This window comes from Halomonas sp. AOP13-D3-9, from assembly GCF_052379125.1.
Lineage (GTDB): Bacteria > Pseudomonadota > Gammaproteobacteria > Pseudomonadales > Halomonadaceae > Vreelandella.
Genome location: NZ_JBQSYH010000003.1, coordinates 60,920 through 84,167, shown reverse-complemented (window position 1 = coordinate 84,167; position 23,248 = coordinate 60,920). Strand labels below are relative to the sequence as shown.

At 53.4% G+C, this 23,248-nt stretch carries 21 protein-coding genes; 17 read left to right on the top strand and 4 right to left on the bottom strand.

Annotation, left to right across the window (positions count from 1 at the left end; genetic code table 11):
- Nucleotides 1-24 precede the first annotated feature (24 nt).
- The 9 genes from ACT3UM_RS04100 to ACT3UM_RS04060 all read left to right on the top strand — a co-directional run bounded on the left by ACT3UM_RS04100 (nucleotide 25) and on the right by ACT3UM_RS04060 (nucleotide 8,445).
- The gene (locus tag ACT3UM_RS04100) at nucleotides 25-909 is read left to right on the top strand and encodes a sugar phosphate isomerase/epimerase family protein (protein WP_498896369.1); all 885 of its coding nucleotides are present in this window, start codon (nucleotides 25-27) and stop codon (nucleotides 907-909) included.
- Between the two features lie 47 nt (nucleotides 910-956).
- On the top strand, nucleotides 957-1,856 hold the full coding sequence (locus tag ACT3UM_RS04095; RefSeq protein ID WP_498896367.1) for a hydroxypyruvate isomerase family protein: 900 nt from the start codon (nucleotides 957-959) through the stop codon (nucleotides 1,854-1,856).
- Between the two features lie 36 nt (nucleotides 1,857-1,892).
- Nucleotides 1,893-3,581 carry a GMC oxidoreductase gene (locus tag ACT3UM_RS04090; RefSeq protein WP_035585310.1) on the top strand — a complete coding sequence of 563 codons (1,689 nt, stop codon included), beginning with the start codon at nucleotides 1,893-1,895 and terminating at the stop codon, nucleotides 3,579-3,581.
- Complete coding sequence (locus ACT3UM_RS04085) at nucleotides 3,578-4,237, top strand: gluconate 2-dehydrogenase subunit 3 family protein (protein ID WP_498896364.1); 660 nt, start codon at nucleotides 3,578-3,580, stop codon at nucleotides 4,235-4,237. Before ACT3UM_RS04090 ends, ACT3UM_RS04085 begins: the two co-directional genes overlap by 4 nt.
- Before the next feature lie 212 nt (nucleotides 4,238-4,449).
- On the top strand, nucleotides 4,450-5,610 hold the full coding sequence (locus ACT3UM_RS04080) for a carbohydrate porin (RefSeq protein ID WP_498896362.1): 1,161 nt from the start codon (nucleotides 4,450-4,452) through the stop codon (nucleotides 5,608-5,610).
- Nucleotides 5,611-5,647: 37 nt separating this feature from the next.
- Nucleotides 5,648-6,418, top strand: coding sequence for a 3-keto-disaccharide hydrolase (locus ACT3UM_RS04075; protein ID WP_498896360.1), 771 nt, complete (start codon nucleotides 5,648-5,650; stop codon nucleotides 6,416-6,418).
- A 244-nt stretch (nucleotides 6,419-6,662) separates the two neighbouring features.
- Nucleotides 6,663-7,301 carry an HAD family hydrolase gene (locus ACT3UM_RS04070; RefSeq protein WP_498896358.1) on the top strand — a complete coding sequence of 213 codons (639 nt, stop codon included), beginning with the start codon at nucleotides 6,663-6,665 and terminating at the stop codon, nucleotides 7,299-7,301.
- A gap of 130 nt (nucleotides 7,302-7,431) precedes the next feature.
- Complete coding sequence (locus ACT3UM_RS04065) at nucleotides 7,432-7,773, top strand: hypothetical protein (RefSeq protein WP_498896356.1); 342 nt, start codon at nucleotides 7,432-7,434, stop codon at nucleotides 7,771-7,773.
- A gap of 393 nt (nucleotides 7,774-8,166) precedes the next feature.
- The gene (locus ACT3UM_RS04060; protein WP_035585297.1) at nucleotides 8,167-8,445 is read left to right on the top strand and encodes a hypothetical protein; all 279 of its coding nucleotides are present in this window, start codon (nucleotides 8,167-8,169) and stop codon (nucleotides 8,443-8,445) included.
- A 110-nt stretch (nucleotides 8,446-8,555) separates the two neighbouring features.
- Here ACT3UM_RS04060 and ACT3UM_RS04055 read toward each other — a convergent pair whose 3' ends face one another.
- Genes ACT3UM_RS04055 through ACT3UM_RS04045 form a run of 3 tightly spaced genes read right to left on the bottom strand, consistent with a single transcriptional unit; the run spans nucleotide 8,556 to nucleotide 12,098 of the window.
- A complete protein-coding gene (locus tag ACT3UM_RS04055) occupies nucleotides 8,556-9,782 on the bottom strand; it encodes a nucleoside permease (RefSeq protein ID WP_498896353.1) in 1,227 nt (408 codons plus the stop codon).
- Between the two features lie 58 nt (nucleotides 9,783-9,840).
- Nucleotides 9,841-10,917 (bottom strand): sugar phosphate isomerase/epimerase family protein, encoded by a 1,077-nt coding sequence (locus ACT3UM_RS04050; protein WP_498896351.1) that lies wholly within the window; start codon nucleotides 10,915-10,917, stop codon nucleotides 9,841-9,843.
- Between the two features lie 2 nt (nucleotides 10,918-10,919).
- Nucleotides 10,920-12,098 (bottom strand): Gfo/Idh/MocA family protein, encoded by a 1,179-nt coding sequence (locus tag ACT3UM_RS04045; protein WP_498896349.1) that lies wholly within the window; start codon nucleotides 12,096-12,098, stop codon nucleotides 10,920-10,922.
- A 262-nt stretch (nucleotides 12,099-12,360) separates the two neighbouring features.
- Here ACT3UM_RS04045 and ACT3UM_RS04040 point away from each other — a divergent pair, with 262 nt between their 5' ends.
- Nucleotides 12,361-13,359, top strand: a complete 999-nt coding sequence (locus ACT3UM_RS04040; protein ID WP_498896347.1) for a LacI family DNA-binding transcriptional regulator — start codon at nucleotides 12,361-12,363, stop codon at nucleotides 13,357-13,359.
- A gap of 104 nt (nucleotides 13,360-13,463) precedes the next feature.
- On the opposite strand, the gene ACT3UM_RS04035 is transcribed toward ACT3UM_RS04040, so the two are convergent.
- Nucleotides 13,464-14,198, bottom strand: coding sequence for a ParA family protein (locus ACT3UM_RS04035; protein WP_498896345.1), 735 nt, complete (start codon nucleotides 14,196-14,198; stop codon nucleotides 13,464-13,466).
- 218 nt (nucleotides 14,199-14,416) lie between these two features.
- On the opposite strand from ACT3UM_RS04035, the gene ACT3UM_RS04030 reads away from it, so the two are divergent.
- From ACT3UM_RS04030 to ACT3UM_RS04000, 7 genes are all read left to right on the top strand, one after another.
- Entirely contained in the window at nucleotides 14,417-15,427 is a 1,011-nt protein-coding gene (locus ACT3UM_RS04030; RefSeq protein WP_498896343.1) for a DctP family TRAP transporter solute-binding subunit, read from the top strand.
- A gap of 61 nt (nucleotides 15,428-15,488) precedes the next feature.
- A complete protein-coding gene (locus ACT3UM_RS04025; RefSeq protein ID WP_498896341.1) occupies nucleotides 15,489-15,968 on the top strand; it encodes a TRAP transporter small permease in 480 nt (159 codons plus the stop codon).
- Nucleotides 15,958-17,262 (top strand): TRAP transporter large permease, encoded by a 1,305-nt coding sequence (locus ACT3UM_RS04020; RefSeq protein WP_498896339.1) that lies wholly within the window; start codon nucleotides 15,958-15,960, stop codon nucleotides 17,260-17,262. The genes ACT3UM_RS04025 and ACT3UM_RS04020 overlap by 11 nt, the downstream gene beginning before the upstream one ends.
- A 350-nt stretch (nucleotides 17,263-17,612) precedes the next feature.
- Entirely contained in the window at nucleotides 17,613-18,593 is a 981-nt protein-coding gene (locus ACT3UM_RS04015; protein WP_498896337.1) for a TAXI family TRAP transporter solute-binding subunit, read from the top strand.
- 157 nt (nucleotides 18,594-18,750) lie between these two features.
- Nucleotides 18,751-21,345, top strand: a complete 2,595-nt coding sequence (locus ACT3UM_RS04010; protein WP_498896335.1) for a TRAP transporter permease — start codon at nucleotides 18,751-18,753, stop codon at nucleotides 21,343-21,345.
- 11 nt (nucleotides 21,346-21,356) lie between these two features.
- Nucleotides 21,357-21,785 (top strand): universal stress protein, encoded by a 429-nt coding sequence (locus tag ACT3UM_RS04005; protein ID WP_498896333.1) that lies wholly within the window; start codon nucleotides 21,357-21,359, stop codon nucleotides 21,783-21,785.
- Nucleotides 21,786-22,281: 496 nt separating this feature from the next.
- The gene (locus tag ACT3UM_RS04000; RefSeq protein WP_498896331.1) at nucleotides 22,282-23,100 is read left to right on the top strand and encodes a DUF2189 domain-containing protein; all 819 of its coding nucleotides are present in this window, start codon (nucleotides 22,282-22,284) and stop codon (nucleotides 23,098-23,100) included.
- Nucleotides 23,101-23,248: the final 148 nt, after the last annotated feature.

Below are 23,248 nucleotides of genomic sequence, written 5' to 3'. Positions count from 1 at the left end.
CAATCCAACAACAACGAGGTGGATATGGATACCCCGCGACGCTTAAAACGCATGAGTTCACAGGCTCTATTGGCTGCCAGTGCCGTGACGCTGTCAGCGCTGAGTGTAGCTGGCTTTGCCCAAGCTCAAGACGACTCCGCCGAGCTACCCATTGCCGTGCAAATGTACACGCTGCGGGATTTTGGCAGTTTGGAAGAACAGTTAGCTGCCGTAAACAGGGCAGGTATTTCGGCGATTGAAACGGTGGGCACCCAGGAAGTGACTGCCGAAGAACTCAATGCACTGTTAGCAGAGCATGCGCTTGAGGTGATCTCAAGCCATGTGCAACTAGATGACCTGCGCAATCGCTTAGACGAAACGGTGGCGTTTAATCAGGCGGTAGGTAACGACACCTTAACGGTGCCTTATTTAGCCGAGGACGCTCGCCCTAGCGATGCAGAAGGCTGGCAGGCGCTGGGTGAAGAGCTTGGTGATATTGCCGCTGAGCTAGACGCCGAAGGGTTGCGCTTGGCGTATCACAACCACGATTTTGAAATGGAAGTGTACGGCGATAAAACCGCCCTAGAGCATCTGTTTGATGCGGCCGGATCTGACCTGTTGGCAGAACTGGATATCGCCTGGGTAGCGCGTGGTGGGCTTGACCCGGTCGAGTACGTAACGCGGTTTGATGGGCAACTGTTTGCTGTACATGCCAAAGATAACGCGCCAGAAGGCACCGCTGAAGATGAGGGTGGGTTCGCAACACTCGGCAAAGGCGTACTGGATTGGGATGCGATATTACCCGCCATTGAGGCCACTGATGTTGAATGGTACATCATCGAACACGATATGCCGCTAGACGCTGAAGCGGTGATTACCGAAGGAAATAGCTTCCTAGAGGAGAAATTGGCAGCGCTTCGAGAAGAGTAATGCACGCATAGGCCATCTCATTTAGATGACAAACGCGAGGATGCTTTATGAAGCGCTACCTTATTGATCGGCGTAGCCTGCTGCGCCACTCCGTTACTGGTGCTATCGGCTTGGCTGCACTACCGCATCTTGGGTCTAAAGTCTTAGCTGACAACACACCTGCTCAGCGGGCTTTAAAGGGCAATATCCAGCATTCGGTTGCCCGCTGGACGTTCGATTTTCTTTCTCTGGAAGCGCTGTGCCAGCTTTCAACTGAGTTGGGTATTAAGGCGATTGATCTGGTGGGGCCCGAAGAGTGGCCTGTGCTTCGGCGCTACGGGCTCGACTCCGCTATGTGTAATGGCGCGGAGCTGAGTCTTGAGGATGGCTGGGGAGATGCCCGTTTTCATGCCGAACTGGTTGAGCGCTATCTCAATCATATCGATTTGGTCAGCCAAGCGGGTTACACCAATTTAATCTGCTTTAGCGGCAATGCCCGGGGCATGAGACCTGAACAGGGTTTGCAAAATGCCGAAGCGGGTTTAAAGCAGGTGATCGCCCATGCGGAGTCAAAGGGCGTGGTGCTGCAGATGGAGCTGTTCAACAGCAAAATCGACCACCCCGACTACCTTTGCGATAACTCTGCCTGGGGGATTGAGCTTTGCCGTCGCCTCGATTCACCCAACTTCAAACTACTCTACGACATCTATCACATGCAGATCAGTGAAGGGGATGTCATTCGCACAATCCGTGAAAACTCCCATTTTTTCGGCCATTACCATACTGCCGGTGTGCCTGGGCGGCATGAAATAGATGACACCCAAGAGCTCAACTACCCCGCGATTTGTCGCGCTATTCGAGATACCGGCTTTAAGGGCTATATCGCCCAAGAGTTTCTCCCTGACCGGGCTAGTCAACAGGCAAAAATAGAATCACTGCAGGCGGCTATTCAGCTCTGTGATGTGTGATTCGACTCCAATAACAACACAGTAAGGAAGATGACCATGCCAGATAATCACTACGATGCCATTGTGGTTGGCTCAGGCATTAGCGGCGGTTGGGCTGCTAAAGAGCTAACCGAGAAGGGGCTAAAGGTTTTACTGCTTGAGCGCGGACGCAATATTGAGCACGTGAAGGATTACCACAACGCCGATAAAGAGGCTTGGGACTATCCCCACCGCAACGAGCCTACCCAAGAGATGATTGCCAAGTTTCCGGTGCTCAAACGCGACTATCCCCTCAATGAAGCCACCATGGGCATGTGGGCGGATGAACAGGCCAATCCCTACGTAGAAGAGAAGCGCTTTGACTGGTTTCGCGGCTACCACGTAGGCGGGCGCTCCCTGCTGTGGGGGCGACAAAGCTACCGGCTCAGCCCGATGGATTTTGAGGCTAACCAGCGGGAAGGCATCGCCATTGATTGGCCGATTCGCTACGAAGATATTGCCCCGTGGTACGACTATGTGGAGCGCTTTGCCGGTATCGCGGGCACCCAGGAAGGACTGGATATTCTTCCTGATGGCGAGTTTCTGCCGCCAATACCGCTTAACTGCGTGGAAGAAGATGCCGCCAAGCGTATTAAAGAGGCGTTTGGTGGCCAGCGTCATCTTATCCACAGCCGGGTGGCCAATATTACCCAGCCAAAACCGGAGCAAAATCGAGTCAACTGCCAATACCGCAATAAGTGCTGGCTGGGCTGCCCCTATGGCGCCTATTTCAGCACTCAGTCCGCTACGCTGCCTGCTGCGGTGGCCACCGGCAATTTAACGTTGCGTCCGTTCTCGATTGTCAGCCAGGTGCTGTATGACAAGGACCGCCAGCGAGCGCGAGGCGTTGAGGTGATTGATGCCGAAACCCATGAAACCCACGAGTACACCGCCGATGTGGTGTTTCTCAACGCCTCGACCTTCAATACCACCTGGATTTTGATGAACTCTGCCACCGATGTCTGGGAAGGCGGTTTGGGTAGCAGCAGCGGCGAACTGGGCCACAATGTGATGGATCACCACTTCCGCTGTGGTGCCAGTGGCGAAGTGGAAGGCTATCAGGATAAATACTATTTTGGACGCCGCCCCGCAGGCTTTTACATCCCTCGTTTTCGCAACGTAGGCGATGAGCAGCGTAGCTACGTGCGGGGGTTTGGTTATCAAGGTGCGGCGAGCCGCCAGGGTTGGGATCGCGAAATTGCCGAACTCAATATCGGCGCTGATTTAAAGCAAGCACTCACCCAGCCAGGCGGTTGGACGATCGGAATGACCGGCTTCGGCGAAATGCTGCCCGACCACGATAACCGTATTTCTCTGGATCATAGCGTTCGCGATAAGTGGGGGCTGCCGGTGCTGTCGATCAATGTTGAGCTCAAGCAAAACGAGCGCGATATGCGCCGGGATATGGTTCAGGATGCGGTCGAGCTGCTGGAGGCCGCTGGCGTGAAGAACGTCAAAGGCGACGTAGGCGATTACGCGCCGGGCATGGGCATTCATGAAATGGGCACTGCGCGGATGGGCCGTGACCCGAAAACGTCCGTGCTGAACAGCCATAACCAGGTGTGGGACGCGCCCAATGTCTTCGTGACGGATGGTGCCTGCATGACGTCATCCTCTTGTGTGAATCCATCTTTAACCTACATGGCACTTACCGCTCGGGCGGTGGACTATGCCGTGGAAGAGCTTAAGCGGGGGAACCTGTCATGAATCGTCGCGAGCTACTCAAAATGATCGCGCTGACGACCGGTACAGCGATGATTGGGGGCAAATCTCTATTTGCCTTTAGCGGTACTGGTCAGGCAGACCACTCCCTTAGCAGCCAGGATGTGCAGCGCCTAGATGAGCTGGCCGAAACTATTTTGCCACGTACCGATACCCCAGGCGCTAAGGACGCCAACGTCGGGGAGTTTATGGCCGTGTTCGTTAGCGACTGCTATACGCCCTCAGAGAGAGAGGTGTTTTATTTTGGTTTAGCGCAGCTTGAGGCGCGCAGCCGAGCGGCTTACGAGCGTGACTTTATGGCGTTAAGCGGCGAACAGCGATTAGAGCTCATAACCGAGTTAGACCGTGAAGCGATGGCGCACGCCCAGCAACAGGCTCGTAGAGAGCAGCCAACCCCTGCTGAGGCACTGACTGCAGAGACCCAGACCGCTCAAAATCAAACGGCAGAAAACCAGTCATCCCAGGAGCGCGCGGGTAGCGAAGAATCGCTTCCACACTACTTCACCATGATGAAGCAGCTAACGCTGTTCGGCTTTTTTACTTCAGAAGTCGGCGCGACGGAAGTCTTACGCTATGAAGCGGTGCCTGGCCGTTACGACGGCTGCGCGCCCTATAACGGCGAGCCTGCCTGGGCAACTTAATTGTGATTTAAAGCAGTGGTGCCAAGTGATTTATCGCCTATTGTTGGCGGCAGACGTTGGCACCGCGCTCAGGATGCAGCTATCTCTTTGAAGTCTACATTGACTTGGCTTATAGACGACAACTGTCTAGCTGAGTGCATTGTTGCGACTGTTCTAAGGGATAATTTCGGTAAATTGCATATTAGTAACAAGAATAAAAGGAGCAAAGCGTGATGTCTCAAAGGCTTCCTCTTAGAGGCTTTCTTATTGTCAGCATTGCAACTCTTAGTAGCACTTCCAGTATTGCACAAGTTTTTTATGAAGATGAATCGCAAAAACTTACCTTTGGAGGCGATGTAGAACTAGATATTAATGCGCAGAATACCCATGCAGGTGAAGGCCCTATTTTTTTTGAGGGGGATATTGAACGAGGTGATGAATTTGACCAAACCGGTCGTATATTGCTCGATATTAGTGGCGAGCGTAGTAGTCCTGCTAACCACTATGCGCGCTTTAAAGTGCAGCCACTGGTTCAGACTAACGGTGATTTTGGTGTCGATGACGCATGGTTAGCAATCGGTAGTTCCTACGGGCTTGAAGTTAAGATTGGTCGCTTCGAAGCATTTGATCTATTCCCTTTAGGTCAAGATGTATTTGTTGGTTTCAGTGGAGATACCTCAGATAGCCTGTACCGCGATGGTCAAGGCTATGTGTATCAAGCTAAGGAAGGACGTGGGAGAGGAGGTGATTCTGGTCAAGTAATGGTTAGCAAGCGCAGTGGAAATCTTTACGGCGAGGTTTCAACGCTATTCGGAGACCGTACAGATCTGTTCGATACAGATACTTATCATGGCTATCGCATTGATCCTGATGGACAAGTCAAAGACTCGTTTATTGTACGCCCAGTTGTTGCTTGGTCTCCAGGCCCCTGGACACTGGCTGCAGGGCTTGAAGCTAATCTGGTGAGTGATGCTGTTGTCGATGAACGTGGCGCCGATATTAGTAACCGCACAGGCTATGGGACACGGCTGTCGTATAACCAAGGCGATTGGCAATTGAACACAAACCTAGCTTATTTGGACGCTTATGAAGAGACAAATCTAACCTTGGGTTTTAACGCGTTATGGCGAGGTTTCGGCGTTGGCTATATACATGCACGCAATGAAATTGACGATGTTAAACCGATTAACGATGAAGAGGTGGTTTTTAGCATGCCTGGTCGCTATAACATCGACACGCTTTATACCTCTTATCATTTCTCAGATGTGCTGAATATTGAAAATTTGAGTATTTACCTTGGTGCCTACTTTGGCCGTATTGATCATTACCAAATTGATGATCTAGATGATGCAGATCGCTATGGCGGAAGAATGCGTTTTAAATATTTGTTTTAATAATTTTTGCTTTTTTTAACTGCTGAGGAAAACCTATATGCGCTTACCAACACAGCTATTTTTTACGGTCTGTAGTGGTCTGATAGCGGCCCCGCTATTAGCAAATGAGGGCTCAATTGAAGATGAACTGAGTCCTCCACAACAGGCTGCCAAAACCGAAGTGTGGGAACCAGTACCCACTACGGTTTCGGTACCCGAAACCGACGCACCATCCGATGCGATCATCCTGTTCGATGGCACCGACTTAGATGAGTGGGAAAACGAAGAAGGCGGGGCAGCCGAGTGGCACTTGGAAGATGGCGCCATGACGGTAAATCGCGGTGCGGGAGGCATTCGTACACGCAAGGATTTCTGTGATGTGCAGCTCTACTTGGAGTGGCGAGCGCCGTCCGATATCGATGGTATGGAGGGGCAGGATCGAGGTAATAGCGGCGTCTTTCTACAGGAGCGCTATGAAGTCCAAGTGCTGGACTCCTACGACAACCCGACCTATCCCAACGGCCAGGCGGCTTCCATCTATAAACAGCATATCCCGCTGGTTAACGCATCGCGCCCGCCGGGGGAGTGGCAGAGCTATAACATTCTCTACACCGCGCCACGCTTTGATGATGAGGGCGCCCTTGAAAGCCCTGCCTACATCACTGTTTTGCATAACGGCGTAGTGGTTCAGCACCACGTTGAAGTGCAAGGCACCACCGAATGGATTGGAGAGCCCAATTACGAAGAAGCCCACGGCTGTGCGCCCATTTACCTGCAGGATCACGATGCTGACGTTAGCTTTCGCAATATATGGGTGAGAGAGTTATAGCAGAGCGCTTATAAGCACCCTAAGCAAGCCCAGTCTTCTGATGCTAGACAGTATCGGAGGCTGGGCTTTTTTGCGTTATAGGTGTCGTCACTAGTTGGCAGGCAGGCCTTGAACTTTTTTCATCATGGGTTAGTGCTTTGTACGTTGCTTTTCCATACAATATTATTAGGTAAAATTAATTTTTCTCCATCATTCAATAATTAGATGCTCGGTATAATTACTTTTATAAGCCAAGGGGGCGGTTGTGCACCTAGTCTTATTCGACATAGACGGAACGCTAGTCGAGTCATACGATTTCGATACAGAATGCTTTCAAGCAGCAACCAAGGATATATTGGGTGTGACCATTGGCCCTGATTGGAGCCGTTATAATCATGTGACCGATGCTGGAATTCTCACTGAGGTGATTGAAGAACTGCATCTTCAAAGTGACAGCGAGCGAATCACAACGGAAGTGAAGGCGCGGTTCGTGAGTCGAGTAGCGGATTACATCTCGTGTCATGATGTATTCCCTATCTTTGGAGCTTATGAGTTTATATCGCAGCTCGTTGCACGTCAGGACGTTGCGTTAGCATTTGCTACTGGTGGCTGGAGTGAATCCGCGAGGATGAAGCTTGAAGCTGCAGGTATCTGCTTTCCGTCTATACCACTGGCTTCGTCTTCGGATCACTTTCGCAGGATAGAGATTATGCGATTGGCAGAAAGGCGCGCGGGTAACGGTCATTACGACGCTATAACCTATTTTGGAGACGGCCCCTGGGATCAGAAAGCATCTGAAACTCTGGGGTACAACTTCATCTCAGTCGGAAATCGTATTTCTAGCCCTCAGTCGATTCGAGATTATAGTGAAGCTGATGTGGCCTTTAGGTACATTGGATTATAAACAGGCCAAGCAACCAATGCGCAATCTCCGCTTCGCTACCGTTTTATCACCGGTAATGGCGTTACATCTAAAGTGAGAAACTTCAATGAAGCAATTTATAATTCTATTATTTAGCCTTCTGGGAGCTGCCATGGCGTTTGCTGAAAATCCACATAACTTTACGGACATTGATTCGAAAGAGAAGGCAATAAGGCTAGTGGAAGAAGGTAGACTCGTGCCCATTCTATTGTTTCCCGCAGAGCTTGGTGGCCCAGAAGCTCCACAGAACACGGTTTATGTGCCACCTGAAACACGAGATATTCAAACACAAATTATTGGCACATTGATCAGGTTTGTTGAAGAGGGGCTCATAGACAACTTAAATGCCGAGCCGGAATATAAGGGGAATAGCTTTGTCCCATCCAAAATCCATATGCGTACAAGTCATTCCGGTAAGCCAGGGCAGATTAACCCGACTATCGAAATATGGTAGAAAACACGGCAAGCGCTGACTTACGTGCATTATGCGTTTGCTCTACAACCTTGTTACATTTAACCAAAAAGGGATTTTATGGACGGCTTTTATGAAGAGATAGGCAGGGGGTTTTTTAGGGGAATAGGTTACATACTGGCAGAGATATTCTTCAGAACAATTTGTTACTGGGTTGGCTGGCCAATCTGCAAGCTAGTTACTTTGGGAAAATATCCTTCGGCTTCTAAAGTGATATATCTCGATGAGCATAGGAGTCGAGCTGACGGCGCTTGATGTGCAGTAGTGGGTTTGCTAGCGTTGATTGTGTTGGCGCTTTATTTGCTCGGACAGTTTTAGATTTCGGCTATGCCATTCATTTAGGTGAGTTTAATTCTATTGTCAGGAGGGAAAGGAGTGGCGGCTAGAAAACAAAGATCATTGAAGATCAAGACGCTAAACTCAGTTTGTGCAAGTGCGTTAATCGGGGCGCTACTTTATATAGTGATCATGGGGTTTGAAGTGGTGGCGCTTGGCGCGATGGGGATTGCTCTCACTGGTATCTCAACACCCGTGATTGTCAGCAGTGAGGGAGTTTTAGAGGTGCTGCTAGAGATCGTCATGTCGGTAGCTGAAGGCATCATGACTATTGTTGAAGTTGTCGTAGGCGCAATATCGGGGCTTTTTAGCCTGTGACCAATAAGGCTTCATGACTGAGACGATGTGCCCATTAAGTACTTTAAAAGTTTATAAAATAGTTAGCCGGGCGCTGCCAAAGCGCCCGGCATGTTTTATGTTCTAGACTCTTACAGTTCAGACTTAGCCGTTACGCTTTTATCGTCTTTAAAAGTGAGGAAGAACAGCGCCAGTACCGCGATAGCAAACACCGCTGGGAACATCCAGATGCCCTGCCAATCGTGGGCGCCGTTGGTAGAGAAGTGGTCGGTAATCTGACCCGCGACCCAGAAACCTATCAGCATGCCTACCCCGTAAGTGGCCAGCGTTATCATGCCTTGGGCTGAGCTTTTAAATTTATCGCCCGCGCGGGCATCGGTGTAGATCTGCCCGGTCACGAAGAAGAAGTCGTAGCACACGCCATGCAGGGCAATACCGATCAAGAGCATAAACACCATCTCGTCAGCGTTACCGAAAGCAAACAGCGCGTAGCGCAGCGCCCAGGCCAGCATGCCGATCAGCAAGGTTTTCTTGATACCAAAGCGATGAATAAAGACCGGTAGCAGCAGCATAAACAGCACTTCTGATACCTGGCCCAAGGTCATTTTGCCGGTAGGATTAGTAACGCCGATTTCGGCCAGGAAGGGGTTAGCGTTTTGGTAATAAAAGGCCAACGGAATGCAGATCAAGATCGAGGCAATAAAGAAGATGGCGTAGTTACGGTCTTTCAGCAGGGCGAGCGCATCGAGCCCTAGCACTTCTTTTAAGCCGACCGGGCCGTCTGCTTTAGGCGGTGTCGCGGGTAGGCTAAAGCTATACAGGCCAAGGGCTAAAGAGGCGATAGCGCACATCAAGAAGGTGTTACGCAGCATGCCGTCGGCAATGCCTTGTGATGAGTCCCAGGCGAATAAGTAGCTGATACCCAGACCGGCGATAATCCAGCCAATGGTTCCCCACACGCGGATTTTAGCGAACTCTTGGCCAGGGTCGCTCATTTGACGGAAAGAGACCGAGTTGACCAGCGCCAAGGTGGGCATATAGACAATCATGTACATCAGCACTAGCGGGTAAAACGTGCTGAAATCGCTGGCCATATAGAGGCCGTACATTAGCGCTGCGCCTGCTAAATGGAGCACGGCGAGAATACGCTCGGCGTTGAAATAACGGTCAGCGATCAAGCCGATAATAAAAGGGGCAATAATAGCGCCCCAGGATTGGGTGGAGAAGGCCATGCCAATCTGGCCGCCACTGGCGTTGAGATTGTTAGCTAGAAATGTTCCCAGGGTGACAAACCAGCCGCCCCAGATAAAGAACTGCAAAAACATCATGATACTGAGTCGTGTGCGTATCATAGCCATGACGTGATCCTTTGTTGTGGTTGTGGTCGTGATTGCTGTCTTGATTTAAAACAATCAATTAGCGGTGTGGAGGAAGACCGAGAATTCGTCGGTTTCGAGAAGGGCTGGCGGTGACACCAGCGAAATCGTCAAAGGCGCGACCGGCGGGCTGAATCAGGTGCGCTTCGATAAAAGGCGCGCCCTCTGCAGCGCCCTGAGCGGCGTCCTTAATGCAGCACTCCCACTCAAGCACCGCCCAGCCATTAAACCCGTATTGGGTCAGGCGGCTAAAAATACCGCTGAAATCAATCTGCCCATCGCCTAATGAACGGAAGCGCCCAGGGCGCTCTACCCAGCCTTGGTAGCCGCCATAAACGCCGCTGCGGCCATTGGGGTTAAATTCAGCGTCTTTAACGTGGAACATGCCGATACGCTCATGGTAGCGATCAATAAAATCGAGATAATCGAGCTGCTGGAGCAGTAAGTGGCTGGGGTCAAAAAGAATTTTTGCCCGTGGGTGGTTGTCCACCGCGGCTAGAAAACGCTCGAAAGAAGCGCCGTCATGGAGATCCTCACCGGGGTGAATCTCAAAGCACAGGTCAACACCTGCCTCTTCAAAGGCATCCAGAATTGGCCACCACCGCCGGGCCAGCTCGTTGAACCCTTCTTCGACTAGCCCCTCGGGACGCTGGGGCCAGGGGTAAACGAAGGGCCAAAGCAGCGCGCCGGAAAACGTCGCGTGAGCCGTTAATCCCAGCCGTTGGCTGGCTTTGGCAGCCAGTTTTAGCTGCTCAATGGCCCACTCGGTACGCTCCTGGGGCTTGCCGTGCAGCTCGGCGGGCGCGAAATCATCGAATAAGTCGTCACAGGCGGGATGCACGGCGACCAGTTGGCCCTGTAAGTGGGTAGAGAGTTCGCTGATTACAACGCCGGCTTGTTCACAGCGGGCGTTGAGTTCATCACAGTACGTTTGGCTTTCAGCGGCTTTGCGTAAGTCGATAAAGCGGCTATCAACAGTGGGCAGTTGAATGGCCTGATAGCCCTGTTCGGCCGCCCAGCGAGCGATACCGTCGAGGCTATCGAAAGGCGCTTCATCACCGATAAATTGGGCCAGAAAAATGGCGGGCCCGCGGATGCCGCTATGGGTAGTTGGCATGGTTAAGCTCCAGGTAGGTCAGTGGCGGGCAGCGGCGTCCATTTCTGTTCGCTTTTGGCGCTGGTGGTGACGGCCTCGATAAACGCCATGCCGCGTAGCCCTGATGCCATGCCGGGAACGCCATCAACGTCCCCGTGCTGGCCTTGATGAATCGCCTGGGCGAAGTCGCGGTAAAGGTTGCCGAGTGCTTCCAGATACCCTTCGGGATGGCCGCCGGGTAGGCGCAGACGCTGCATCGCGCTGGGAAAAAGGTCGGGTTGGTCGATGCCCGCACGGAGCGTGCGCATCGGCGCTTGAAGCGGGCGGTAGAGCAGGCTGTTGGGTTCCATTTGGTGCCACTCCAGCGCCCCTCGATCACCGTAAATGCGAATTTTAAGTGCGTTTTCTTCCCCGCTGCAGACCTGGCTGGCCACCAGGGTTCCGCTGGCGCCTTGGTCGGTGCGCAGCAGCACATCGCCATCATCGTCCAATTGACGGCCGTCGACGTGGCTGGAAAGCGATGCGCACAGCTCGCTAACTTGATGACCAGAGATAAACTCAGCAAGGCCAAACGCATGAGTGCCAATGTCGGCCATGCAGCCGCTGATGCCTGCGAGCGAAGGGTCGGTGCGCCACGCGGCTTGCTTATTACCCTGCTGTTCTAAACGCTCGCCTAGCCAGCCCTGGGGGTACTCCACATGAATTTTGCGGATGCTACCTATTTGGCCCTCGCTGACCATTTCCCGGGCTTGCCATACCATGGGGTAGCCTAAGTAGGTATGCGCCAAGCCATACAGGCAACCGCTGGCATGCCAGCTTTCTGCTAAGCGCTGGGCCTCCTGGAGCGATACTGCCGCCGGTTTTTCGCAGAATACATGAAAGCCTGCCTGCATCGCCGCTTCGGCGATCGGCACGTGAAGATGATTTGGCGTGGCGATCACCAACAGTTGCATGCGCTGTTCGGTGGGAAGTTGCTGCTCGCCTTCGAGTAACTGCTGCCAGTCAGCGTACACACGCTCTTCGGCTAGGTGGCACGCTTCGCCGGTCAATTGGTTATTATCCGCTGAGCGGCTAAAGGCACCACACACCAGCTCGCAAGTATCATCGAGGCGGGCGGCTAAGCGGTGAACCTGGCCGATAAACGCCCCTTGTCCACCGCCGATCATGCCGATACGGATACGTGACTGCTTGGGTCGCGGCATAGGTAGGCTCCTGTTTTAAGCAAACTGTATTTGTTGATATTCACGGTTAGTAAAGCGGTTATCAAAACCGTTATGTAACCGGTTACATTTAAGTGGAAATTAGGCCGCCACGCTGTGAGCGTCAATGCGACAAAGGTCTATCGGTGTTGAAAAAGGGGTCGTTAAATAGCGCGCTGAGTTTAACGCTGGGATGCGTTAAGCTGAGATAAATAATGCCGCGCAATCATCTGCTAACGGCGATTAAATAACGTTAAGAGAGTCCATGACCAATATACGTAAGGTCGCCGAGTTGGCGGGGGTGTCGGTAGCGACCGTGTCGCGGGCGTTGAAGTCGCCGGATATCGTCTCACCCGTCACCCGTGAAAAAGTGCTCAAGGCGGTTGAACAGGCGGGCTACAAGCCTAACTTGATGGCGGTACAGTTTCGTTCACAACGCACTTATAATTTGGTGGTGTTGGTGCCCACCATTGCCAACACTTTCTTTGCGCGGGTCATCAGCGGCATCCAGGAAGCTGCCCAAGCACGCGGGTACGGCGTACTGCTGTGTAATACGCTCGGTAATGAGGCGATGGAAACTCAATACGCCAGCTTAGTGACGACGCGCCAGGCGGATGGTGTGATCCAACTGCGCGCTTTCAACCCTTTTTCTGACAATGCCTTTCCCGCCGGGGCAGCATTGCCCATGATCAATGCCTGCGAGGTGCTGGACGATGCGCCGTGTCCTACCGTCAAGCTGGATAACCGCGCGGCGGCTCGCGAGGCCACCGAGCACTTAATTGCCCTGGGGCATCGGCGAATTGGCATGATTAAAGGACCGCGGCGCAGCCCGTTAACCCGTGACCGCCAACTGGGCTATCAGGATGCGTTGAGCGCGGCGGGTATTGCGTTGGATGAGTGCTTGCTGTGCCCTGGCGATTTCACCCCTCTGGCGGGCTATCAGGCGGCTGAAACGCTGATTGCATTAGCGGAGCGGCCCACTGCTATTTTTTGTGAAAGTGATGAAATGGCGATAGGCGCCATGAGCCGTATCAAAGAAGCAGGGCTACGCGTGCCGGAGGATATTTCGGTGGCAGGTTTTGACGATATTGCGTTCGCTTCCTATAGCGACCCACCGCTGACCACGATTGCCCAACCGGCGGAAGCCTTCGGACGCGAAGCGGTTGCCATGTTGATTGAGGTGCTGGAAGGGCGGCAAGTTAATAACCTGATGCTGCCCCACTCCCTTGTATCAAGGAAAAGCACAGCGGGATGCAGACCTTAGACCCCGTCCTTTTGCCTACTCAGTGCCTAGAGTTAATAAGGCTTTAACGACAGCGGTTTCACCTCACGAAACATCGTAGTGGGCGACCGGGTCGTTGTAGACAGTTATTGCAGACGCTGAGCGATCTCTCGCCATAGCGCGGCATAGGCGCGACCGCCTGGACTGCTGCGGGCGAAATGCCCTACCGGCGCGCGTTCGATACCCATGCGTTCGACCGCACTGGCGTTGGGCACGGTTGTCGACAGGCGCCTCGGCCAGCGTTCGCTGAGAGTCTCCATCACCTGGCGGTGCAGAGTCTTGCGGCGGTCGGCTAGGGTTATGAACGGCCAGATTGGGCAGGCCTGTTCGACTGCGTCGAGATGACTGTCCAGTTGCTCAAGGGTGCGCAACGATAGGGTAGTCGGCACCACCGGCACCAGCAGGGCATCGACGCTTGAGAAAATCTGCTCGGCGAGCCCCGACAGGCTCGGCGGGCAGTCGAGTATCACCAAGTCGTAACTGGCCATCACCGGCTTGAGAATCTTGCGCAGCCGACTAGGCTTACGGGTTTCCATTGACGCTTCCAAATCGCGCGAGCCCAGCGCAGCAGGCAGCAGGTCGAGCCCCTCAATGTCGGTCTCGCGGATCGCTCGATCGAGATCGGCCTTGCCCTTGACCAGTTTGTCGACCCCTCCGCGCACTTTGGGCTTGCTGCGCAGGTAGAAAGTGGTGGCAGCCTGGGGGTCGATATCCCAAAGTAACACTCGCCTGCCGTCGCGTGCCGCTTCGGCAGCGAGATTGACGGCGGAGGCGGTCTTGCCCACCCCGCCTTTGATACTGTAAAGCGCCAGCATCTGCATGGGGAACTCCAAACTCGGTGACAGACCAGTCTAACCGATTGGCCCGCGCGGATATGTGACGTTACGATGACAGCGGCGGTGGCATCATGCCAACTTTAGGCGTGTTTCTTTCGCGCGCTAAGTGCATACAATAAGCGGGGCTTCTTCAAAAGCCTCGCAACTGTTATCGACACACCATAAAAACGCACACCATAAAAATAGCTAAAAAAGGATCTAACATGACGCTGACACGCTCAATGGCTGGTTTGGCCGCTGGTTTTGCTGGTGCGGCACTGCTTTCCGCCTCCCTTTCTGCACAGGCTCGCGAACTTTCGGTTTCCACCGTTTTGTCTGACGCTTTCCCTTGGGGGCAGGCGGCGGAGAAGTGGGCCGAACTGGTGGAAGAACGCAGCGGAGGTGAACTCACGCTGCGGGTTTATCCCAACTCTCAACTCGTCTCTGGCGACCAGACCCGCGAATTTTCTGCTATGCGCTCTGGGTTGATCGACGCCGCCGTAGGCTCGACCATTAACTGGTCGCCTCAGGTGCCGGAGCTTAATCTATTCTCTTTGCCATTCTTTATTCCCGATGAAGCCGCCGTGGATGCGGTCACTGGTGGGGAAGCGGGGGGGTTGGTCTTTGAGGCGATTGAATCCCGCGGTGTTATTCCGCTGGCGTGGGGGGAAAATGGCTTTCGTCAGGTCTCAAACTCACGTGGTCCGATTAGTCAGCCAGATGATCTGGATGGCCTAAAAATTCGCGTTGTGGGCTCGCCGCTGTTCCAGGACACCTTCTCGGCACTCGGTGCTGACCCGACGCAGATGAGCTGGACGGATGCGCAGCCCGCGCTGACGACCGGCGCGGTAGACGGTCAGGAAAACCCGCTTTCAGTGTTTGATGTGGCGCGTATCGACCAAGTAGGCCAAGAGCATCTAACGCTCTGGAACTACATGAATGATCCGCTGATTTTTGCGGTCAACCAGCAGGTCTGGCAAACATTGAGTGAAGAGCAGCAAACTATGCTGCGTGAAACCGCTCAAGAAGCCGGTGAGTGGGAAATCGCCATGACCCGTGAAGAGGAGGGCGAGCGGCTAGCGGCCATCCAGGAGCGCGGCGTGACGGTCACTGAGCTTTCTGACGAGCAGTACCAGGCGTTTGTTGAGGCCACACAGTCTGTCTATGAAAAATGGGCGCCGCGGATTGGTGAAGAGGTGGTAGACGCTGCACAAACCGCTATCGACGCCCGCTAATTACTTTTGATGTTGTCACTCCCGGCCCTGAGGGCCGGGTATTTTTTGCTGTGAGGCTGCCATGAAAGGCTTTCCTGATGCGCGCCCCGAACGCTGGCTGGGTGCGCTGGCATTAATTATTATCTCGTTGATTAGTCTGGGTAATGTCATTACACGCTACGTAACCGGTGGCTCTTTTTCGTTCACTGAAGAGTTTTCCGTCTTTCTGCTCGTGGTACTTACCTTTGCGGGCGCTTCCGTGGCATTGCGGCGTAACCGGCATATTCGCATTGGCTTTCTGGAACGCGCCTTGCCCGCTAAGTACCGTGGTGCTTTGATTCTTTTTCAAGCGCTCTGCGGCGCCATCGTACTGGGATTGATCACTTGGTACGGCGGCAAGTTAGCCTGGCAAGAGTATCAGTGGGAGTCGCTTTCGCCAGGGCTTGGGCTGCCCCAGTGGTGGTATTTAGTCTGGCTGCCGGTGCTTTCCGCGGTCATGTTCTGGCGCCTGTTCCAGCAAACCGCTGACCGCTTGACCGGGAGGCTCACTGATGAGCCCTGATATATGGATGATTCTGGCCTTTGCAGGCTTGCTGATTGCGGGTGTGCCTGTGGCCTTTTCATTGGCGCTTTCCGGGGCGGTGGGCATCGTGCTGGGGTTGTCGCCGGATATGTTGGCGACGATGGGCACCAACACCTACAACAGCATCGCCAAGTACCCGTTAATTGCCATTCCGCTGTTTATTTTAACCGGGCTTATATTTGAGCGTTCCGGCGTGGCGTTGCGCTTGGTGCGCTTTGCCCAGGCATTGATTGGCCCGCGCCATGGTGGTTTAGCGCTGGTCGCAGTGCTGGTGTGCATGATTATGGGCGGCATGAGCGGCTCAGGCCCCGCGGATGCGGCGGCCGTCGCGATGGTAATGCTGCCGAGCATGACCAAAGCGGGTTATCCCAAGCCGTTTTCGGCCACGCTGATTGCCGCCTCAGCGTCTACCGCTATTCTGATTCCCCCTTCAGTGGCGTTGATTCTCTACTCGATTGTGGTACCGGGTGTCGATTTGCGCGCCCTTTTCGCAGCGGGATTATTTCCCGGCATTTTGGCCGGGCTGGCGCTGCTGGTACCTGCCATGATCGTTTCCAAACGCTACGGCTGGGAGGGCGGCACGCCGGTAGAGGGCGCCGAACGGCTAAGCGTACGCACCACCTTTAAACAGGCGATACCGGCGCTGTTTGCTCCCGTGCTGATCTTGGGCGGTTTGCGTTCAGGGTTGTTTACACCCACCGAAGCCGCAGTGGTGGCCGTCGCTTATGGCGCGATTGTCGGGCTTTTTCTTACCCGAGAGCTGTCGCTGCGCGATTTATGGGAGCTATTGGGTGAGGCGGCGATTATCTCCGGCGTGGTGATGCTGATTATCGCGCTGGCAGGTATTTTCGCCTGGGCGGGCACCATGCTGGGCACCTTCCGCCACCTGGCCGAGTGGATTATTAGCCTGACCGATAACGGCGTGCTGCTGCTGATTCTGGTGATGTTGGCAGTGCTGGTCGCCGGGATGCTGCTGGATGCGATCTCGATTTATCTGATTATGATGCCGATTTTGATCCCAGTGATGCAGCATTTTGAGTGGAACCCGGTGTGGTTTGGGATTCTATTGGCAATGAATATTGCCATTGGTCAATTTACCCCGCCGGTAGCGGTCAATTTGATGGTGACCACGGAAGTAGCCAAAATTCGCTTGGAGCAAACTCTCGGCTGGGCGCTGCTGTTTGTCGTTGCGATGGGCTGCGCCCTGGCGCTGGTGGCCGTTTTCCCCGCCATCGCGCTGTGGCTGCCCAGCGTGTTGGGCTACAACGTTTGATTGGTGTCGCTTAGCCTATGCAAAGGCGGCATCGCAATTAACGTTCCCTAAACGATGAAGACCGCTACACTGAGTATTAGAGGTCAGCGAAGCGCATTTTTTAGCGTATTACATTTCGCTAATCAGGTTTTTTTCGCTAAAGTAGTGTTAGCAGGTAGCCAAAGGGATGCCTGTAACGGTTTGTCTTAAAAACAAATTGTCTTAAAAAAAAGGCGGCCTTAAAAATAGGCTGTCTTGAAAAAGCGTTTGGAGCAAGTCTACCTGAAGGAACGGTTCGTCAGGTGAGAACAAAGCGCACGATGCCCATAACATCAAATATGCTCATAACATCAATATAAAGAGGTGTGTTCATGAAACGCCATGTATTTTCCACTACTGCCTTCTCCGGTGCGCTGCTTGCCGCCGCTGCCTTCGCCTCACCGGCAATGGCCCAGGATGATGAGCAATTCATCACCATCGGCACCGGTGGCCAAACAGGTGTGTATTACGTGGTCGGCCAGTCGATCTGTCGCCTGGTAAATCGCTTGGAAGAGGCCAATATCAAGTGTAATGCACCTTCCACCGGTGGTTCTGTTGCCAACATCAATGGCATCAAGTCCGGCGAGTTGGACATGGGGGTCGCGCAATCCGATGTGCAGTATCAGGCCTATAACGGCACTGGTAATTTCGAAGGCGAACCCTATGAAGCGTTGCGGGCAGTGTTCCGCGTACACGGTGAACCTTTGACCCTGCTGGCGCGTGCTGACTCAGGCATTGAGACCCTTGATGATTTGGAAGGCAAGCGCGTCAATATTGGTAATCCAGGCTCAGGCCAGCGCAACACTATGGAAGTGGTGATGGACGCCAAGGGCTGGACCGAAGATACCTTCTCTCTGGCATCTCAGCTTGATGCTGCCGAGCAGGCTGCGGCACTCGCCGATAATAACGTCGATGCCATGGTATATGTGGTTGGCCACCCCAATGGCTCCATTCAGGAAGCGACCACTACCGTTGATTCTCGTCTGATTCCGCTGAACGACGAAGATATTCAAGGCATCGTCGATGAATACCCTTATTACTCCGCATCGGTCATCCCGGGTGGTCTTTATCGCGGTAATGACGAAGATGTCGAAACCTTCGGTGTGGCGGCGACCTTTGTCACCACCGCTGAAGCTGACGATGAAGTGATCTATCAAACCGTCAAGGCGGTTTTTGACAACTTTGATCGTTTCAAGCGTCTGCATCCGGCCTTCGAAAATCTTGTTCCGGAAGAGATGGTAACTCAGGGTCTTTCCGCACCGTTGCATGATGGAGCGGCGCGTTACTACCGTGAACAGGGCTGGATTGAGTAATCCAGAAGCCTAAGGTATTGCTACCTTGGTAAGAAATGCGCGGTTACCTCAGGGTGCCGCGCATTTTGGTTTAGAATGTTGATAAGGCATTGAGAATGTGGATAGGGCATTTCGATATGGCAATGATGCGTCAATCGACTCGGAGCAGGGCAGGCATATGACAGACGATAAGAACAGGCCTTCGGGAGCTGGGTTAGACTTGGAGGATATGGTCGCCTCCAGTGACACGGGAGCCCGTAAACCAGCCGGCATGCCCGGGAAGCTCTTGGTGAGCATTGCAGCAGCGTGGTCTCTTTTTCAACTGTGGATCGCTTCCCCGGTGCCCTTCATTCTGGGTTTTGGTGTATTTAATGCCACGGAAGCCCGCTCTATTCACTTAGCCTTTGCGCTGTTTCTGGCGTATATGGCCTATCCGGCACTCAAGCGCTCCCCGCGCGACCGTGTTCCGATTCAGGATTGGGTGCTTGCCGCGGCAGCGGCTTTTTGTGGCGCTTACATGTTCATGTTTTACGAGCAGTTATCCCAGCGTCCTGGCGCCCCCATATTGCAGGACGTCATTATTGGTATCGCCGGGATATTGCTATTGCTTGAGGCGACTCGCCGAGCACTTGGCCCGCCGTTAATGATCGTGGCGTCGGTATTTCTTATCTATAGCCTGGCTGGCCCTTGGATGCCGGGTATTCTTTCCCATGGTGGGGTAAGTCTCTTTGGCTTGATTAACCACCAGTGGTTGACGACTCAGGGGGTCTTCGGTATTGCCCTGGGGGTCTCCACCAGCTTCGTGTTCCTGTTTGTACTGTTCGGTGCTTTGCTCGATAAGGCGGGCGCGGGCAATTACTTTATCAAGGTGGCGTTCTCGCTACTCGGCCACTACCGCGGTGGGCCAGCGAAGGCCGCTGTGGTGGCTTCGGCCATGACCGGGCTGATTTCCGGCTCTTCGATTGCCAACGTGGTCACCACCGGTACCTTTACGGTGCCGATGATGAAGCGCGTTGGGTTCTCCTCCGAAAAGGCGGGTGCCGTCGAAGTGGCATCATCGGTCAACGGTCAGATTATGCCCCCGGTAATGGGGGCGGCTGCCTTCCTAATGGTCGAGTATGTCGGCATCTCGTATGTCGAGGTGATTAAGCATGCCTTCCTGCCCGCGCTGATTTCCTATATTGCGCTGGTTTATATCGTTCATCTTGAGGCCTTAAAGGCCAATATGCAGGGGCTTAAAAGCAGCAATCCACCTAAGCCGCTGGTTAACAAAGTAATCGGTTTTCTGGGTGGTTTGTTACTGATGATGGTTACCGCCCTGGCGGTCTATTACGGTCTTGGCTGGCTCAAGCCGGTACTGGGCGATGCGACACCTTGGGTAGTGGCGGTTGGGCTTACCATCATCTATATCGCCCTGCTTAAACTGGCGGCAGGTTATCCCGAACTCGAACTCGATGACCCTAACGAACCGATCTATTCGCTGCCGCAAACCAAGCCGACGGTGTTAGTGGGCCTGCAGTACATCCTGCCGGTCATTGTGTTGGTCTGGTGTCTGATGGTTGAGCGTTTGTCGCCTGGGCTGTCGGCCTTTTGGGCCACGGTGTTTATGATCTTTATCATTCTTACCCAGCGCCCTATTACGTCGATTTTCCGGGGTCGCAGCGATATGCGTGCGGATCTGCGTGAGGGCGCGATGGATCTGTGGAACGGTCTCGTCACGGGTGCCCGCAATATGATCGGCATCGGCATTGCCACGGCCACCGCCGGTATCATCGTCGGTGCCGTCTCCCAGACTGGGGTGGGCCTGGTGTTGGCCGAAGTGGTGGAAACACTGGCCATGGGTAACTTGATGCTGATCTTGCTGCTTACCGCCGTACTTAGTTTGATTCTCGGCATGGGGCTGCCAACGACCGCTAACTACATCGTCGTATCAGCGCTGTTGGCACCGGTTATCGTCAGCTTGGGTGCTCAAAACGGCTTGCTGGTGCCGTTGATTGCGGTACACCTGTTCGTGTTCTACTTCGGCATCATGGCCGACGTTACGCCACCGGTGGGGCTTGCCTCTTTTGCGGCGGCGGCAGTATCGGGTGGCGATCCCATTCGAACCGGCTTCCAGGCGTTCTACTACAGCCTGCGCACCGCGGCGCTACCATTTTTGTTCATCTTTAATACCGACCTGCTGCTTATCGATGTGACCTTCCTTCAGGGGGTACTGATCTTTGTGGTGTCGACCATCGCCATGCTGATTTTCGCCGCGGCGACCCAGGGCTTCATGATTACCCGCAACCGTTGGTATGAGTCTGTCGTATTGCTGCTGATTGCGTTCACGCTGTTCCGGCCCGGCTTCTGGATGGACATGATCCATGATCCCTATGAATCGATACCGCCCGCGCAGTTCGTCGAAGCGCTGGGCGATGTCGACGAAGACTCCACCCTGCGCTTACAGATTGCCGGTCTAGATGATTATGGCGACCCCATGACCACCTATATGACGCTACCGGTGCCGGAAGGTGAAACGGGGCAGGAGCGGCTCGATAATCTGGGCATGGAGCTGTTTATTGAAGACGGCACGGCAACCGTGGATATGGTGACCTACGGCAGCCAGGCGGCAGAACTTGGTTTCGACTTCGATCAAGAAATCATTGAAGTACTGGCCCCCGTTGACCGCTGGACGAAAGAGTTAATGTGGATTCCTGCCTTCCTGATCTTTGGGTTGATTGTTTTGATGCAGCGTCGCCGTCGTGATAACACGCAAGCTGCCGCCACCGCGTGAAGGAGAGTGCCATGTACAGCAAAATCATGTTGCCGGTGGATTTGAACGAGGAGTCTTCCTGGGCGAAGGCGCTGCCCACAGCCTTGACGCTATGCCGGACGTTCGGTGCCTCGCTGCATGTGGTCACGGTACTGCCGGACTATCGCATGCCCATGGTGGGCTCCTACTTCCCCAAGGACTTCGCCAAAAAAGCGCATGCGGCGATTACCGATGCGCTTCACGACTTTATCAAGACGAATGTGCCTGACGATATCCAGACGCAAAGCGTCATTGTGGATGGTTCACCTTGGGAGGCCATTATCAAAGCGGGTAAAAAACTGGACGTGGATCTAATCGTCATGGCTTCCCACAATAAGCGTAAGTTTGTCGATTATGTGCTCGGTCCCAATGCCGAGCACGTTGTGCACCATGCCAAAATGTCAGTAATGATCGTACGCTAGACGCCATGCCTGTGTAGTGCGAGCCGCATAGGAAAAACCAAGAACTCCGGGCAAGTGCTCGGGGTTTTTTATGGCTGTCGATAGCACTTTTTAACTATGAAACCTCTGATTAACTATTGCGCTCGACCATACGGCGTTAGAAATCGCCTCAAAATGCTCATTTACAACCTGTAAATTCGCACGCGAATCCGATCCTTTTTTCGTTGATTTTTGCCTTGTCTGGCCTTCGCTCATTACGTTAATCAGGGGTTCCCTATATCTATCTTTGCTAACGCAGCAATTTAATTGACGCTTTGCCGCTATTTCGTGGATTTTTTGTACGCGTATCTCAAAGTGCCACTCGCCAAGAGCCCTGGTCAGCTACATTAAGAGGGTATTAAAAGATAATGTTCAGCCATTGAGTTGGTATTAATACCGTCAGCGAGTAACCCGCGTTGATGCGTTTGAGGTAAATCCTGAATCCAGGATCTATATCAGGAACGACAGGAGTAATGCCATGAATGAGGCTACAACAAAAACAAACCACTCTTCGGATCAGCCCAGCGTTAAAATCACTATCAACAAAGTCGGTTTGGATCGACCCAGGGCGTGGTTAGCTGCAGGCGTAGAGGATTTTCGCCGTGCTACAGTAGTAAGCCTTTCTTATGGCATGTTTTGGGTGGGCCTAAGTATCGCTATTACCCTAGGCGCTTTCACCATGGGGTACTGGTACTGGCTACTGCCCATGATTGCTGGCTTTATGTTTATTGGCCCCCTGGTGGCAGTGGGATCTTATGGCATCAGCAGGGCGCTGGAGCGTGGCCAGGTGCCTAACCTAGGCGATGCATTCGGCAGTTGGAAACCCCATGCCGGGCAGCTGGCAATGATGGGCGTGATGATGATGATCTTCTTCCTCGCCTGGATACGCTTGGCAACGCTTCTCTTTGCACTGTTTTTTGGCTTTGAAGTCCCCAGCCCCGCTACACTTTACTCCTCACTGCTGACCACTTCTGAAGGTTTAGGAATGTTAGCGGTTGGCACGGTAGCTGGCGGCATCCTGGCTTTTGGTGCCTTCGCTATCAGCGTTGTAGCGATTCCCACGCTGATGGATCAAGACCTAACCTTTATGGAGGGTATTGAAGCCAGCGTGCGCTGTGTTGCGCGTAATTTCCGTGTGATGCTGTTGTGGGCGGTGATTCTTACCCTGTGCGTTTTGGTGGGTGTGATGACGTTCTATATCGGTTTGGCGCTGATCTTGCCCGTTTTAGGCCACGCAAGCTGGCACGCCTATGAAGAGCTAGTGCGCATTGAGCCCTTCGAGAAAATTAAAACGTAACTCAACTGTGAACAGTTAATAACGCTCTGGTTGCTAAAAATAGCGCCGAAATACAGTATTTACCCTGACCTGCTCAAGGGGATAGCGTAGTCTTTACGCTATCTTCTTCCATTGCTCCTGGCTGGTATAACCAGAGAGTAATCCTGTG